We start from the raw sequence: 15,001 nt of genomic DNA, 5'->3' as shown, positions 1-15,001 counted from the left end.
TGATGCGGGGAAGGGGGCCGGCTACTCGCCACCCGGGAGCCTGCGATCGGCTCCGACGCGGGGGCGGAGGGGCTGTCGGTGGACGCCGGCGGCGCTTGTGGCGCCCACCGAACGACCTTGGCGAAGATTATAGGTGACCGTCGAGGAAGGCCGTCAACTGCGCCTTCGACATCGCGCCGACCTTGGTCGCGGCAAGCTGACCGCCCTTGAACAGCATCAGCGTCGGGATGCCGCGAATGCCGAACTTCGCCGGCACTTCGCGGTTCTCGTCGACGTTCATCTTCGCGACGCGCAGGCGCCCGTCGTAGTCCTTCGACACCTCGTCGAGGATCGGCGCGATCATCTTGCACGGGCCGCACCACTCGGCCCAGTAGTCGACCAGCACCGGGCGGTCGGACTTCAGGACGTCGGTCTCGAACGACGCGTCGGAAACATGGGTGATCAGGTCGCTGCTCATGGAGGGTCCTCGGGGACGCCCTGCCGCCGGTCCCGCCGCGGCGTGTGTGGCGCGTGGCCAGGCAGGGGAAGAGACAAGGCAGAATGATTCTGACATAAAGCCCCGGCACCCGCGGTCGGTGCGCCCGCTGCCGGCGACCGCGCCGAGGCTGCGGCGTGGCGACGATGCCGGCGTCGCCGTCGTGTCTTCGCATCATCGATCGTCCTTGACCCGACTTCGCCTGCCCGCGTGCCCGGCCGATGCCGACTTCTGGCCGGCGCTGGCGCGTCGCGTGACCGACGAGCTGCGCGCGCGCGGCGTGCCCGCGTGCGACGCGGTGGTGCTGCTGCCGCAGGCCGACCTGCTCGCGCCGGCACGGGCGGCCTTCGCTGCGCTCGGTGGCTGGCAACCGCGCGTCGAGACCACGCGCACGCTGGCCGACACGCTCGGGCCACCACCGCGGCGCGATGCGCGCGCGCCCAGCGGCGACGTGGTGACCGACACGCTGCGTGCGGCCGCGCTGCTGCGCGAGTCTTCGTGGGGGGCGTCCTGGGCGCGCGACGACCCGCGTGGCTTCGCCCAGGCGGTGGCGTCGGTGGTCGATTCGGCGCGCACGCTGGCGCAGGCCGCCGCGGCGCGCCCTGGCGCACGCGCGCGCTGGTGGGACGCCGCGCGCGAGCAGCTCGGCTGGATTACCGGCCCGGGGCAGACCGAACGCGCGCTGGCCCGCGTCGCGCTCGAGTGGGCCGCGGTCGACGACGCGGCGCCCACCGACCGCCTGTTCGATCATCGCCCTGGCGCGTGGGTGTTGGCGTACGGCGTCGGCGACGGCGACCAGCTCGCCGCCGTGGGCACCGCAGCGGCCGGCACCGGCGTGCCGGTCATCGAGCTGGACCTGCCCATCGCGGCCGACGACGTGCACGCGGTGTTCGACGCGGTCGCCGGCCTGCCGCCGCCGCGCTGCGTCGTCTGCGCCGACTTCGAGGCCGAGGCCGAGGCCTCGGCCGCCGAGGTGCTGCGCGCGGTCGAAGGCGCGTCGGCGCCGGTGGCGCTGATCGCGCTCGACCGCGCGCTGGTGCGTCGCGTGCACGCGCTGCTCGAACGCGCGCCGGGGCTGCGTGTGCACGACGAAACCGGCTGGCGCCTGTCGACGACCAGCGCAGCGGCGCGCGTGATGGCGCTGCTGCGTGCCGCGGCTCCGGCCGCCGGCGCCGACGCCTGGCTCGACGCGCTGAAGGCCGACGCGGCGCTGCCCGCGCCGCAGGTGGCAGCGATCGAGCGCGCGTGGCGGCGCGGCGCCGCGCTCGACGATGCGCAGCAGGCGTGCTGGCTCGCGCAGCGCGAGCGATGGGCGCCGCTGGCCGCGCCGGGGCGCCGGCCGCTGGCCGACTGGTTGCAGGCGCTCGCCCGCGTGCTCGGCGATGCGGGCGACGACGCCGCCGCGCTGCAGGTGGCCGCGGCGCTGCGCTGCGACGGCGGCGACGCCGACCCCGCGTGGGCCGATGCCGCGAAGACGCGCCTGGACCGTGCGGGCTTCGTCGCCTGGGTCGACCAGGTGCTCGACGGTGCGACGTACCGCCCGCCGCCGCCGCCCGAGCCGCACGTGGTCGTCACGCCGCTGGCGCGCGCGCTGTGGCGCCCGTTCGCCGCCGTCGTCTGTCCCGGCGCCGACGACACGCACCTGGGCGGCGCCGCGCCGGCACCGGCGCTGTGGAGCGACGCGGTGGCCGCGGCGCTCGGCCTGCCCACCGCGGCACAGCGACGGCACCAGGAGGCACGCGCCTTCGCCGAGCTGATGCGCGCCCCCGGGGTCGTGCTGCTGCGCCGGCGCAGCGATGCCGGCGAACCGCGCGGCGCGAGCCCGCTGGTCGAGCGCGCCTGGCGCGCGCGACAGCGCGCCGGTGCCGGGGTGCCGGCCGACGAGCCGCCGCAGGTTGCGAGCGTCGCGATCGAACCGCGCCCCGCCGGGCGCCCGGCGCCGGCGCTCGTGCGCGCATTGCCGCAGCGGTTGAGTGCGAGCGCGGTGCAGGCGCTGCGCGACTGCCCGTACCGCTTCTTCGCGCGCAGCGTGCTCGGCTTGCGCGAGATCGACGAGCTCGACGTCGAGCTGGCCAAGCGCGACTACGGCAACTGGCTGCACGCGGTGCTGCACGCGTTCCACGGCGAGCGGCGCAGCGCGCGCGACGCGGCCGCTGACCTGGCGGCGCTGCACGCGCAGGCCGACGCCGTCAGCGACTCGATGGGCCTCGACGCGGCGCAGTTGCTGCCGTTTCGCGCCGCGTTCGACGACCTCGCGCCGCGCTACGTCGCCTGGCTGCAGCGGCGCGACCGCGACGGCTGGCGCTGGCTTGCGGGCGAGGTCGACGCCGAACGCCCGGCTGACGCGCGGCTGCCGGTGACGCTCGTCGGCCGCATCGACCGCATCGACGAAGGCCGCGGCGGCGTGCGCGAGCTGATCGACTACAAGACCGGTGCCGCATCCGATCTGAGGCAGGCGGTGCGCACACCGCTGGAGGACACGCAGCTCGCGGTGTACGCCGCGCTGGTCGACGACGGTGCGTCGCGCGAACTGCGGGCCATGTACCTCGCGCTCGATGACCGTCAGGCGCCGGTCGAGGTCGTGCACCCCGACGTCGCGGCCACCTCGCAAGACTTCGTCGACGGCCTCGCCGCCGACCTGCGCGACCTGCGCGACGGGCTGGGGCTGGTGGCGCTGGGCGAGGGTGCGGTGTGCGAGCGCTGCGAGATGCGGGGCCTGTGCCGGCGCGACCACTGGGACGCTGCGCGATGAGCAGCGACGCGCCGGCGTACCACTGCAACGGCGCACCGGCCACGCGCGCGACGTTCTACGCGGTGGCCTGCGACCCGCGGCGCAGCGTCGTCGTCGAGGCCTGTGCCGGCGCCGGCAAGACCTGGATGCTGGTCGCGCGCATCGTGCGTGCGCTGCTCGACGGCGCCGCGCCCGCGTCGGTGCTGGCGATCACCTTCACGCGCAAGGCCGCCGGCGAGATGCGCGAACGGCTGCACGCCGTGCTGCGCGAGCTGGCCGAAGCCGCGCCCGAGCGGCGCGTCGAGCTGCTGGTCGAACGTGGCATGTCGCCGGCGGCGGCGCGTGCCGCCGAGCCCGACGCGGCCACGCTACTCGACCGCGTGCTCGCCGGCGGGCGCGACGTCGAGCTGCGCACCTTCCACGCCTGGTTCGCGCAGCTGCTGCGCGCCGCGCCGCTGGACCTGCTGCGCGACGTCGGCCTGTCGCCGCAGATGGCGCTGGTCGAAGACCTCGACGACCTGCGCCCCGAGCTGTTCCGGCGCTTCCACCGCCGCGTCGCCGACGACGCGGCGCTGCGCGCCGACTACGGACGCCTGGTCGCACGCCGCGGGCGCGCCACGCTGCGCCAGTGGCTGGAGGCGGCATGGGCCAGGCGCGTCGAGGTCGAGCGCGCCGACGACGCCGGCACGCTGGCCGACGCGGTGCCGCCGCCTGCGCTGCTGTGGCCGCGCTGGGCCGGCTTTGCACACCCGGCCGACTCGCTCGCCGACGAGGCGGTGCGCGCGCGCTGGCTCGCGCTCGCGCGCGAACTGGCGGCGCTGGGCAAGGCCAAGCCGACGCAGGCCGCGGCGGCGATCGAACAGGCGCTGTCGCTGGCCGACCCGCTCGCAGCCTGCGCGGCGCTGCGCGGCGCGCTGTTCACCGACGCCGGCGCGCCGCGCAAGCAGCTCGGCGACGGCGCGGCGCACGCTGCCGCGGTGGCCGAGCTCGAGGCGCTGGCCGAGGCGGTCGCGCAGCACGACGCGCACGACGAGCACCGCGCGATGGTGGCGCTCGCGCGCGTGCTGCTCGATGAATACGCGCTGCTCAAGCGCCGCCAGGGGCTGGTCGACATGACCGACCTCGAGCTGGTCGCGCTGCGGCTGCTCGGCGACCCGGTGCTGTCGGGCTGGGTGCAGGAACGCCTGGACGCGCGCGTTCGCCACCTGCTGATCGACGAGTTCCAGGACACCAGCCCGCTGCAGTGGCACGCACTGCAGTCGTGGCTCGCCGCATACGCCGGCACCGGCGCCGGCGCGCCGCCTTCGGTGTTCGTCGTCGGCGACCCGAAGCAGAGCATCTACCGCTTCCGCCGGGCCGAGCCGCGCGTGTTTGCCGCGGCGCGCGCCTTCGTCGTCGACGCGCTCGGCGGCGACGTGCTGGCCTGCGACCACACGCGCCGCAGCCATCCGGCGGTGGTCGGGGTGGTCAACGCGGTGTTCGCGCGCGCGGCGGTCGACGACGGTTACGACGGTTTCCGCGCGCACACCACCGAGGTGGCCGGCGACCGCCACGCGACGGCGCTGCAGCGCCTGGCGCGCGTGCCACGCGCCGAGCCCGGCGCCGCGGCGCGCGACGTCGCGACGTGGCGGCCGTCGCTGCGCGTGCCGCGGCGCGACGCCGAGCAGGCGCGCCGCGAACACGAGGCGCAGCAGGTGGCCGACGCGGTGTGCGCGCTGCTCGCCGAAGGCTTCGCGCCGCGCGAGGTGCTCGTGCTCAGTCGCAAGCGCGCGTCGCTGCGGCTGGCCGCCGACGCGCTGCGCGCGCGCCACGTGCCGTTCGCCGCACCCGAGCAGACGCTGCTGGGCAGCGAACCCGAGGCCGCCGACCTCGTCGCCGTGCTCGACGTGCTGGCCTCGCCCGGGCACGACCTGTCGCTGGCGCGCGCGCTGAAGAGCCCGCTGTTCGACGCCGGCGACGACGACCTGCAGCACCTGGCCGACGCTGCGTCGCGCGACCCGGCGACCGGCTGGTGGGGCGCGCTGATGGCGCTCGAGGCGCCGTCGCCGGCGCTGGCGCGCGCGCGCACGCTGCTCGCCGGCTGGGCCGAAGTGGCCCACCGGCGCCCGCCGCACGACCTGCTCGACCGCATCGTCGGCGACGGCGAGTTGCTGCCGCGGCTGGCCGCGCGCGTGCCGGCCGAGCGCTGGCCGGCCGCGCGCGGCGCCGTGCACGCGCTGCTGGCCGTGGCGCTCGAGCTCGACGGCGGCCGCTACGCCACCGCCTACGGCTTCGTGCGCGCGCTGCGCCGGCGTGCGCTGAAGGTCCAGCCCGACGCCGACGCCGACGCGGTACGGCTGCTCACGGTGCACGGCGCGAAAGGGCTCGAGGCGCGCGCCGTGCTGCTGATGGACACCGACCCCGAGCGCCAGGCTGCCGAGACGGCGACGCTGCTCGTCGACTGGCCGGTCGAGCGCGCACACCCGGCGAGCGTGGCCTTCGTCGCCAGCGAGTCGCGCTGCCCGCCGTCGCTGCGCGAGCGGCTGGCCGACGAGCAGGCGCAGCGTGCGCGCGAGGAGCTCAACGCCTTGTACGTCGCGCTGACCCGCGCGCGCGAGCGGCTGCTGATCAGCGCGACCGCGCCGCGCACCGGCGCCGGGCGCAGCGCGTGGAGCCGGCTCGAGGCGCTGGCCACCGAGTGGGTGCCGTCGACGGGGCGCGCCGCGGCGCCGGTGCGTGGGGTCTCGGTGTCGGGGCTGCCTGCGCCTGCGCTGGCGCCGCCGCGCGGCGCGCCGGCCGCGGCGGCCGCGGCGGTCGAGGGCACCGCCGCGCGGCTCGGGCAGGCGGTGCACCGGGCGCTCGAGTGGTGCACGCGGCCGGGCCCGGGCGGCAGCACCGGCCGCGCCGACCTACGCGATGCCGCTGCCGCGGCGGCGCGCGCGTTCGCGCTGCCGGCGGCGATGGCGGGCGACGTCGAACGCACCGTGCGCGCGGTGCTCGACAGCCCGTCGTGCGCGCGTTTCTTCGCCGCCGACCTGGCGTGGGCCGGCAACGAGGTGCCGCTGGCCGACGCCGAGGGTGCGCTGCGCATCGACCGGCTGGTGTGCCTGCCGCCCGGCTCGGGTGCGAGTGGTGCGAACGAGTGGTGGGTGCTCGACTACAAGCTGGCGCAGTCCCCCGGCGAGGTCGGTGCCTACCGCGACCAGCTCGCTCGCTACCGTGCCGCGGTGCAGGCGCTGCAGCCCGGCGAGGCGGTGCGCGCCGCGTTCGTCACCGGCGGCGGCGCGCTGGTCGAGCTCTGAGGCGCAACCCCCCCGGACGCGTTCGACCCGGCCCGCCGGGTGGCGCTGCGGCCCCGGCACGCTCGACGGTCGTGTGCCGGACGGCCGAGGGGCGGGCCGGGTCGCCGGGGCGCAGGAACGAGCGGACGCCCGAGAACGGGCGCCGGCGAGCAGAGGCCGGCGAGCGAACGCCCGCGGGGGCCGGCGGGCCGGAACCCGACGGCAAGGGTTGGCGCATGAAGTGCGCGGCGATCGCGCGCCTGTTCTGCGCATCGCCGCGCGGGCCGCGACGGTCCAATCGACGCCAACGCTGAGCTCGTCCGCGATGGCCGTTCCCGACCCCGTTTCGTCGCCTGCCGCGCCTGCGCCGTCGCCGGCGCTGCGCCGCTTCGGGCGTTTCGAGATGCGGCGGTTGCTCGGCCGCAGCGCGCGCAGCATGGTCTGGCTCGTGCACGACCCGCGCAGCGCGCAGGAAGCGATGCTGGTGCTGCCGCGTCAGGCGCTGCCGGCGTCGCAGGTGGGGCACTGGCTGGCCTCGGCACGCCGCGCCGCGCGACTGCGGCACCCGCATCTCGCCCCGGTGGCCGAGGTTGGCGAGTTCGAGCACTGGCCGTACCTGGCGTACGAACGCCGGCTGGGCGTCACGCTGGCCGAGCGGCTGACGCCCGAGGTCGAGGCCTGCGTCGACGCGGCTTCGTGGTGCGCCGACGCACTCGACGGCCTGGCGTTCGCGCACGAGGCCGGCGCTGCGCACGGCGACCTGCAGCTGCACTCGCTGGTGCTCGACGACCACGGCCACGCGATGGTGATGGGCCTGGAGATCGTCGCCGCGGTGCAGGACGAGTCGGCCGACGTCGCTTCCGGGCGCACGCTGTCGGTCGACACCGGCGAGTTGCGCGCCCAGCGCGACCGCGCGCAGCGCGACGTGCTCGCGCTCGGCGTGCTGCTGCATCACCTGCTGGCCGGGCGCGCGGCGCTCGACGAAAGCGACGCCGCGGCCGTCGTCGAACGTCTGCCGCCGCGCGGCCGCGAGATCGTCCGGTTGCCGTTCTCGATCCCGCGCCCGGTGCCCGACGCGCTGCGCGCCATCGTCAACCGTGCCACCGACCGGCAGCCGCGCCAGCGTTATCTCGTCGCGCGCACGCTGTCGCGCGCGCTGCGCGGCTGGATCGAGGCCGAGAGCCGCCACGACGGCGGCGCGCACGCGCTGTTGCTCGAGCGGGTGCGCCAGATCGGCGCGCTGCCGGCGACGCCGGGCGGGGCGGCGCGCGCGGCTCGCCTGGCGCTGCTCGAGCGCGAGCGCACCGACGAGCTGGCCGAGATCGTGCTGCGCGATCTCGCGCTGTCGTTCGAACTGCTGCGCGTGGTCAACACCGCGCAGGTGCGCGGCACGCAGGTCTCGGGCAACGGCCCGGTGCTGACGGTGCGCCGCGCGATCGCGATGCTCGGCCTCGACGGTGTGCGCCGCGCCGCCAACGCGCTGCGCCCCTGGCCGGGGCCGCTGTCGCCGGCCGGCGCGCGCGAGCTCGAGGCACAGATCGACCGCAGCCGCCGCGCGGCGCGGCTGGCGCAGGCGCTGCGCCCCGCGGGCTACGACGCCGAGGTGGTGTTCCTCGTCGCGCTGCTGCAGGACCTGGGGCGCCTGCTCGTGCAGTACCACTTCCCCGACGAGGCGGCGCAGATCCGCCGGCTGGTGCAGCCGCAGGCGGCTCGCGAGCCCGGCGAGCGCGACGATCCGGGCATGAGCGAGCAGCAGGCGGCGTACGCGGTGCTCGGCTGCGACATCGAGAGCATGGGCGGCGCCGTCGCGCGCCACTGGGGCATGGACGACGCGGTGCTGCACATGATGCGCCGGCTGCCGCTGGCCGCGCCGGTGCGCCAGCCCGACCGCGACGACGACGTGCTGCGCGCGGTGGCCAGCGCGGCGCACGAGGCCGTCGACACGCTGGCGCTGCCGCCGCGCCAGGCGCAGGCGGCGCTCGAGCGCGTCGCGCAGCGCTACGCGCGCCTGCTCGGCATGGGGCTGCGCGACCTGCACGCGGCGGTGCAGGCTTCGGTGCACGAGGACGGCGCGGTCGACGCCGCCGACGCGCTGTGCGGCGACGCCGCGACGCGGCCGGCGGCCGCCGGGGTCGGCGCGTGAGCGCGCTGGCCACGCCACGCGCAGGCGCGCAGCCGGGCGCCGCCGCCGCCGTCGGGCGTTTCGTCCTCGAACGCAAGCTCGGCGAGGGCGCGCAGGCCACCGTCTGGCTCGGCCACGACACGCGGCTCGAGCGCGACGTCGCCGTCAAGATGCTCGCGCCGGACGCTGACGACGCCGCGCGCAGCCAGTGGCTGCACGAGGCGCGCGCCGTCGGCCAGCTGACGCACCCGCACATCGTGCCGGTGTTCGAGGCCGACGAGCACGACGGCCGCACCTACCTGGTGTTCGAGTACGTCGCCGGGCCGACGCTGTTGCAGCGCCTGCGCCAGCAGGGCGCGCTGCCGCCGCGCGACGCCGCGGCGCTGATGGTCGGCGTGCTCGACGCGCTGCGCGCCGCGCACGAGCGCGGCATCGTGCACCGCGACCTGAAGCCGTCGAACATCCTGCTCGACGCCGACGGGCGCGCGCGCGTGATGGACTTCGGCATTGCCGCGCGCGTCGCCGACCCGCACGAGCGGCGCATCTACGGCACGCCGGGCTACATGTCGCCCGAGGCGGCGCGCGGCAAGGCGCCGGCGCCGTCGATGGACGTGTTCGGCGCCGGGGTCGTGCTCGCCGAGATGCTCAGCGGAACGCCGCTGCTGCGCGAGCGCGACCCGATGCGCGCGATCGAGCGCGTGGCCACCGAGCAGCTCGAGCTGCCCGACCCGCTCGGCGACCCGCCCGACGACGCGCTGCGCGCGATCGTGCGCCGCGCGATCGAGCGCGACCCGTCGCGCCGCTTCACCGACGCGGGCGAGTTCCAGCGCGCGCTCGCGCAGTGGCTGCAGCCGCCGGTGGAGGCCGGCATCGACCCGCAGGCCAGCGGCACGCTCGAGTTCCTGCTGCGTCGCATGCGCCTCAAGCGCGACTTCCCGGCGCTGTCCGACGCGGTGGCGCGCATCCAGCGGCTCACGCGATCGGAGAACGAGAACCTCGGCAACCTCGCCAGCGAGATCCTGAAGGACGTCGCGCTGACGAACAAGCTGCTGCGCATGGTCAACTCGGCGCACTTCAGCGTCGCCGGTCCGGTGACCACGGTGTCGCGCGCGGTGGCGCTGGTCGGGTTCTCGGCGATCCGCAACATGGCGCTGACGCTGGTGCTGCTCGAGCACATGCACGACAAGGGCCACGCGCAGCAGCTCAAGGAGGAGTTCCTGCGCGCGCTGATGGCCGGCACGCTGGCCGGCGAGCTGGCGCCCGGGGCGCGCGACGGCGAGGAGGCCTTCCTCAGCGCGATGTTCCAGAACCTCGGGCGGCTGCTCACCGAGTTCTACTTCCGCGAGGAGGCGCAGCAGATCCGCGCGCTGATGCGCCCCGTCGCGGGCACGCCGCAGGCGCTGTCGCCGGCCGACGAGGACAGCGCCGCGATCCGCGTGCTGGGCATCAGCTTCCAGGACCTGGGGCTGGGCGTGGCGCGGGCCTGGGGGCTGCCCGAGACGCTGCAGCGCTCGATGCGCCGCCCGGCCGGCGAGGTGCCGATGCGCGCTGCCGAGCGCGGCCCCGAGCGCATGCGCTGGCTCGGCCAGGCAGCCAACGAGGTCGCCGACGCGCTGCTGTTCAGCGCCGACCCGGCCGCGCGCATCGAGGACGTCGCGCAGCGCCACGCGCGCGTGCTCGAGCTCAAACCCGGCGAGCTCAAGCGCGTGGCCGAGCTGTCGCAGCAGCGCATGACGACGCTGGTCGAGGCGATGCAGATCCGCCTGGGCGCGAACGACCGCGCGCGCCGCCTGCTCGCCGCGCCCGACGAGCCGGCGGCGCACGACACGCTGGCCGGCCACCAGTTGCAGGCGGTCGACGCGGCGCCGGCGCCCGCTGCCGGCGCGCCGCACGAGGCCGCGGCCGACCTGCTGGCCGCGGGCATCCAGGACATCACGAACCACATGGTGTCGGAGCAGTTCCGCCTCAACGAGGTGCTGCGCATGGTGCTCGAGACGATGCTGCGCGCGCTCGGGCTGCGCCGCGTGGTGTTCGCGCTGCGCGACGCGAAGGCCGACATGCTGGTCGGGCGCTTCGGCCTCGGCGACGGCGCCGACGGCGTCGCCGCGGCAATGCGCGTGCCGCTGCGCATCGCGCCGGGCGCGGCGGCCGACCTGTTCACCGCGGTGTGCCTGAAGGGCGCCGACACGCTGATCGCCGACGCGAGCGCAGGCAACATCGCCGCGCGGTTGCCGGCGTGGTTCCGCCAGAAGGTCGACGCGCCGGCGTTCCTGCTGCTGCCGCTGATGCTGAAGAACGCGCCGTTCGCGCTGATCTACGCCGACCCGGAGCCGGGCGCGATGATTGCGCTGGGGGAGAAGGAGCTGAGCCTGCTGCGCACGCTGCGCAACCAGGCGGTGATGGCGTTCCGGCAGGCCGGCGGCTGAACGCCGGGGGCGCCGCGCGCGCCGGCCGCACCGGCGACGTGCATCGAGTGGGGGAGGGTGACGAGCCTTGCCCTCGGCACTGGTCGCAACGGTTAGGGCTGCTTGGTTCCCCACCTGACCCGGTTGGCCGCGCTTCCATGCGAGGAGGCCCGTCGCGCACGATTGTAGGTGAGCGGCCTGGCCGGGCGCCGGGGCGCGCGGGCGCCGGCTACAGTTCGTTGCGACTGCCGCCGAAATCAGTCCACCATGCCCGCCTTCGACGCCCAAGCCGCCCGCGCCCTGGCCCGCCGCACGCACGGCGTGCGCGAGATCCTCGCCGAGATGAAGACCGCGATCGTCGCCGCCTGCGAGCGCGGCGAGTTCGAAGCCGCGGTCAAGCTGCCCGACGCGCGGGTCGTGCCCGCGGGCACGTCGAGCAACAACGCCGCGTTCCTCGTCGAGCACCTGCTCGCGCGCGACCTGCCGGCCTGGGCCGAATCGGTGCGCCATGCCGCGCACGCCGGCTACAACCTGCGCCCGTCGTGGTGCGGGCTCGACAACGGCGCCGGCTGCGACGGCGTGCTGCTGTCGTGGAGCCTGGTGCTCGACGAGCCCGAGACGACGCCGCAGCTGATGTCCGCCGCTTCGGCCTACCGGCTGGCGCAGTCGTCGCGCGCACACCACCGCTGGGTCGAGCAGGCGCAGGACGCGGTGCGCCGTGCCGCGGTCAAGGGTGCGTCGCACTGCATCGTGCACGACGAGGCCACCCCGGCGGGCGACGCCGGCTGGGCGCGGCGGCGCGAACTGCTCGAGCAGGCGGGCTTCGCGACCGAGCTCGTGCCGGCGCAGGGCGGCGCGGCGCTGACGATCCGCTGGTGAGCGCCCCCGGCACCGGGCTGCTCCCCTCCGGTCCCCGGAGGGGGAAGGGAAAAGGGTTCGGGCGGCAGGCGCGCGGTCAGCGCAGTTGCAGCTCGTCGGCGCCGAAGACCAGCCCCAGCGGTTCGATCAGCACGCGCTTGTCGCCGGCCTCGACACGCCCGGCGATCCAGGCCTCGTGGCCTTGCGCGCGGGCGACGTCGACGCAGCGTTGCGCGTCGGCCTCGGCGACGTACAGCGCGAAGCCGGCGCCCATGTTGAAGGTGCCGTAGGCCTCGCGGTCGTCGAGGCGCGCGTGCTGCTGGATGAAGCGCAGCACCGCCGGCACCTCGGGCAGCGCGTGCATGCGGTAGGTGAACGCGCCGGGGTGTCGCATCAGCTTGCGCCAGCCGTGGCCGGTGACGTTGGCCGCGTAGTGCACGTCGATGCCGGCGTGCGCCAGCGCCTCGGTGACCGGCGCGTACAGCGGCGTGGGCACCAGCAGCGCCTCACCGTAGTTCAGCGTCGAGGTCACCGGGCTCAGGTAGCCTTGCGGCAGCCGCTCGACGAGCTTACGTGCCAGCGTCAGCCCGTTGGCGTGGATGCCGCTGGCCGCGAGCAGCACGATCGCGTCGCCGGCGGCGAGCCGCGCGCCCACGCTCAGGCGCGACTTCGGCTGCACGATGCCGGTGCACGACGCCGCGAGGTCGATGCGTCCGGCCTCGACGATGCCGGCCAGCGCCGGTGTCTCGCCGCCGCCCCAGGCCACGCCGCAGGCGTCGCACGCGCGCTTCCAGCCGTCGACCAGCGCCTGCGCGCGCTGCGCGTCGGCGAACCAGTCGCTGCCGCCGGCGGCCCAGTAGGCCTGCACCACCAGCGGGGTCGCACCGACCGTGATCAGGTCGTTGACCGCCATCGCGATCGTGTCCTGCGCGATCGCGTCGTAGTGCGAGCGCCCGGTCAGCCGCGTCATCTCGTCGGCCACCAGCGCCTTGCTGCCCAGGCACTCGACGATGCTGGCGAGCAGGAACGGCCCGACGTCGACCACGTAGGCCGACTCGCCGCGCGACGCCGCGACCTCGGCGACGCCGTGCACCGCGAGGTTGGCCGCGGTGGCCGCGGCGGCGCGCTGCGCGGCGACCTTCAGCGGATCGATCAGGTCGTAGTCGACGCCCGACCGGTGGTAGGTCAGGGCGGTGGCGCTCGCGTGGCTCATGCCGGCATTATCGACCCCGGGGCCGCGAGGGACCGGCCCGTAGAATGAAGCGCATGTCGTACGTGGTCCTCGCGCGCAAGTACCGGCCGCGCTCGTTCGAGCAGATGGTCGGGCAGGAGGCGGTGGTGCGTGCGCTGACCAACGCGCTCGAGCGTGGGCGTCTGCACCACGCGTACCTGTTCACCGGCACGCGCGGCATCGGCAAGACCACGGTGTCGCGCATCCTCGCCAAGAGCCTGAACTGCACCGGCCCCGACGGGTGCGGCGGCGTCACCGCGCATCCCTGCGGCGTGTGCCAGGCGTGCACCGAGATCGACGCCGACCGCTACATGGACTACGTCGAACTCGACGCCGCGAGCAACCGCGGCATCGACGAGATCCGCGACCTGCTCGAGCGCGCCGCGTACAAGCCCAGTGTCGGTCGCTTCAAGGTCTTCATGATCGACGAGGCGCACCAGCTGACCAAGGAGTCGTTCAACGCGCTGCTGAAGACGCTCGAGGAGCCGCCCGAGTACCTGAAGTTCGTGCTGGCCACCACCGACCCCGAGAAGATGTTGCCGACGGTGCTGTCGCGCTGCCTGCAGTTCAACCTGCGGCCGATGGCGCCCGAGGTCGTGCACGAGCACCTGCAGCGCGTGCTCGACGCCGAGGGCGTGAGCGCCGAGCCCGGCGCGCTGCGCCTGCTCGCGCGCGCGGCGCGCGGCTCGATGCGCGATGCGCTGTCGCTGACCGACCAGGCGATCGCCTACGGCGGCGGCGCGTTGGACGAGGCCGGCGTGCGCGCGATGCTCGGCAGCGTCGACCCGCACCACGCCGAGCGGCTGGTCGACGCGCTGGCGCGGCGCGACGGTGCCGAGGTGCTGGCCGGCGTCGACACGCTGCGCGAGGCCGGGCTGTCGGCCGCGGCGACGCTCGAATCGATGGCGCTGCTGCTGCAGCGCATGGCGGTGGCGCAGGCCGTGCCCGAGGCGCTCGACGACGCCGACCCCGACACCGCCATCGTGCGCCGGCTCGCCGATGCGCTGCCCGCCGACGAGACGCAGCTGCTGTACAGCCTCGTGGTCCACGGTCGCGCCGAACTGGGCCTGGCGCCCGACGAGTACGCCGGGCTGACGATGACGCTGCTGCGCCTGCTCGCCTTCGCGGCGGGCGGGGCGCCCGGCGCCGCGGCGCGCGCGGCATCGGCCGCGGCATCCGGCGGCGAAGCCGCTCGTGCATCCGGCGGCGAGGCGGCTGCGGCGTCGCGCGCGGGCGCGGCGCCGCTGCGCATCGCGCCGCGCGCGCAAACCACGGTCGCGCGTCCTGGGCCAGCCGCGGCACGCGCGACGCCGCCCGTGGCCGTCGTGCGAGCCGCGCCGACGCGCGCCGCCGAAGCGCCGTCGCACCGCGCCGGCGCCCCCGCGGCCGAGGAGCACGCGCCATGGGACCGCGGTGCCGACGATCCCGCGCGGGCCGAAGACGCGCTCGACGCGGGCGCGCCGGTCACCGCGCCGTCACGCACGGTGGCGCCGGAGGCGGCGCTGGCGCCCACCGCGCTCGGCGAACGCTGGGCCGCGGTCGTCGCCGAGCTCGACCGCCGCCAGGCGATCGGCGCGCTGGTGCGCGAACTGGCGCTGCAGGCCGAACTGGTCGAGGTCGACGACGCGGCGGGGCCACCGCGCTGGCGGTTGCGGGTGGCGCGCGAGTCGCTGCGCGCGCCGGTGCACCGCGACAAGCTGCAGGCCGCGCTGGCCGGGCAGCTCGGGCACGCGCTGCAGCTCGAAGTCGACGCCGGCGAGGTCGCCGACTCGCCGGCGCTGCGCGAGGCCGCCGAGCGCGAGCGGCGCCAGCGCGAGGCCGAGCAGCTGATCCGCGACGACCCGCTGGTGCGCGAGCTGATGGCGCAGTTCGAGACCGCGCGCATCGTGCCCGGCTCGATCAAGCCGCACTGACCCCAC

General features: G+C 76.0%; 8 protein-coding genes and 1 other RNA gene. 6 read left to right on the top strand and 3 right to left on the bottom strand.

The window, feature by feature from the left end; genetic code table 11:
- Positions 1–127 precede the first annotated feature (127 nt).
- Entirely contained in the window at positions 128–457 is a 330-nt protein-coding gene (gene trxA / locus PKC53_RS07885) for a thioredoxin TrxA (protein WP_324427878.1), read from the bottom strand.
- Positions 458–662: 205 nt separating this feature from the next.
- On the opposite strand from trxA, the gene PKC53_RS07880 reads away from it, so the two are divergent.
- The 4 genes from PKC53_RS07880 to PKC53_RS07865 all read left to right on the top strand — a co-directional run bounded on the left by PKC53_RS07880 (position 663) and on the right by PKC53_RS07865 (position 11,014).
- The gene (locus PKC53_RS07880) at positions 663–3,227 is read left to right on the top strand and encodes a PD-(D/E)XK nuclease family protein (protein ID WP_324427876.1); all 2,565 of its coding nucleotides are present in this window, start codon (positions 663–665) and stop codon (positions 3,225–3,227) included.
- Positions 3,224–6,487, top strand: coding sequence for a UvrD-helicase domain-containing protein (locus PKC53_RS07875; protein WP_324427873.1), 3,264 nt, complete (start codon positions 3,224–3,226; stop codon positions 6,485–6,487). Before PKC53_RS07880 ends, PKC53_RS07875 begins: the two co-directional genes overlap by 4 nt.
- Before the next feature lie 304 nt (positions 6,488–6,791).
- Entirely contained in the window at positions 6,792–8,609 is a 1,818-nt protein-coding gene (locus tag PKC53_RS07870; protein WP_324427871.1) for an HDOD domain-containing protein, read from the top strand.
- The gene (locus tag PKC53_RS07865) at positions 8,606–11,014 is read left to right on the top strand and encodes an HDOD domain-containing protein (protein WP_324427869.1); all 2,409 of its coding nucleotides are present in this window, start codon (positions 8,606–8,608) and stop codon (positions 11,012–11,014) included. Before PKC53_RS07870 ends, PKC53_RS07865 begins: the two co-directional genes overlap by 4 nt.
- A gap of 56 nt (positions 11,015–11,070) precedes the next feature.
- On the opposite strand, the gene ffs is transcribed toward PKC53_RS07865, so the two are convergent.
- An RNA gene (ffs, locus tag PKC53_RS07860) (signal recognition particle sRNA small type) lies at positions 11,071–11,168 on the bottom strand.
- 92 nt (positions 11,169–11,260) lie between these two features.
- Here ffs and PKC53_RS07855 point away from each other — a divergent pair.
- Complete coding sequence (locus tag PKC53_RS07855; RefSeq protein ID WP_324427867.1) at positions 11,261–11,872, top strand: hypothetical protein; 612 nt, start codon at positions 11,261–11,263, stop codon at positions 11,870–11,872.
- Between the two features lie 76 nt (positions 11,873–11,948).
- Here the strand turns inward: PKC53_RS07855 and PKC53_RS07850 are convergent, their stop codons facing one another.
- Positions 11,949–13,064, bottom strand: a complete 1,116-nt coding sequence (locus PKC53_RS07850; RefSeq protein ID WP_324427865.1) for an AIR synthase-related protein — start codon at positions 13,062–13,064, stop codon at positions 11,949–11,951.
- Between the two features lie 53 nt (positions 13,065–13,117).
- On the opposite strand from PKC53_RS07850, the gene dnaX reads away from it, so the two are divergent.
- Positions 13,118–14,995 carry a DNA polymerase III subunit gamma/tau gene (gene dnaX, locus PKC53_RS07845; RefSeq protein WP_324427863.1) on the top strand — a complete coding sequence of 626 codons (1,878 nt, stop codon included), beginning with the start codon at positions 13,118–13,120 and terminating at the stop codon, positions 14,993–14,995.
- Positions 14,996–15,001: the final 6 nt, after the last annotated feature.

The organism is Azohydromonas sp., assembly GCF_035325925.1.
Lineage (GTDB): Bacteria > Pseudomonadota > Gammaproteobacteria > Burkholderiales > Burkholderiaceae_C > Calidifontimicrobium.
The sequence above is the reverse complement of the archived record's forward strand: the minus strand, read 5'-3'. Positions and strand labels throughout refer to the sequence as shown.

Excerpts from the sequence above, each read along its gene's own strand:
- trxA (WP_324427878.1), bottom strand. The coding sequence starts at position 457 with ATGAGCAGCGACCTGATCACCCATGTTTCCGACGCGTCGTTCGAGACC.
- PKC53_RS07875 (WP_324427873.1), top strand. The coding sequence starts at position 3,224 with ATGAGCAGCGACGCGCCGGCGTACCACTGCAACGGCGCACCGGCCACG.
- PKC53_RS07870 (WP_324427871.1), top strand. The coding sequence starts at position 6,792 with ATGGCCGTTCCCGACCCCGTTTCGTCGCCTGCCGCGCCTGCGCCGTCG.
- PKC53_RS07855 (WP_324427867.1), top strand. The coding sequence starts at position 11,261 with ATGCCCGCCTTCGACGCCCAAGCCGCCCGCGCCCTGGCCCGCCGCACG.
- PKC53_RS07850 (WP_324427865.1), bottom strand. The coding sequence starts at position 13,064 with ATGAGCCACGCGAGCGCCACCGCCCTGACCTACCACCGGTCGGGCGTC.
- dnaX (WP_324427863.1), top strand. The coding sequence starts at position 13,118 with ATGTCGTACGTGGTCCTCGCGCGCAAGTACCGGCCGCGCTCGTTCGAG.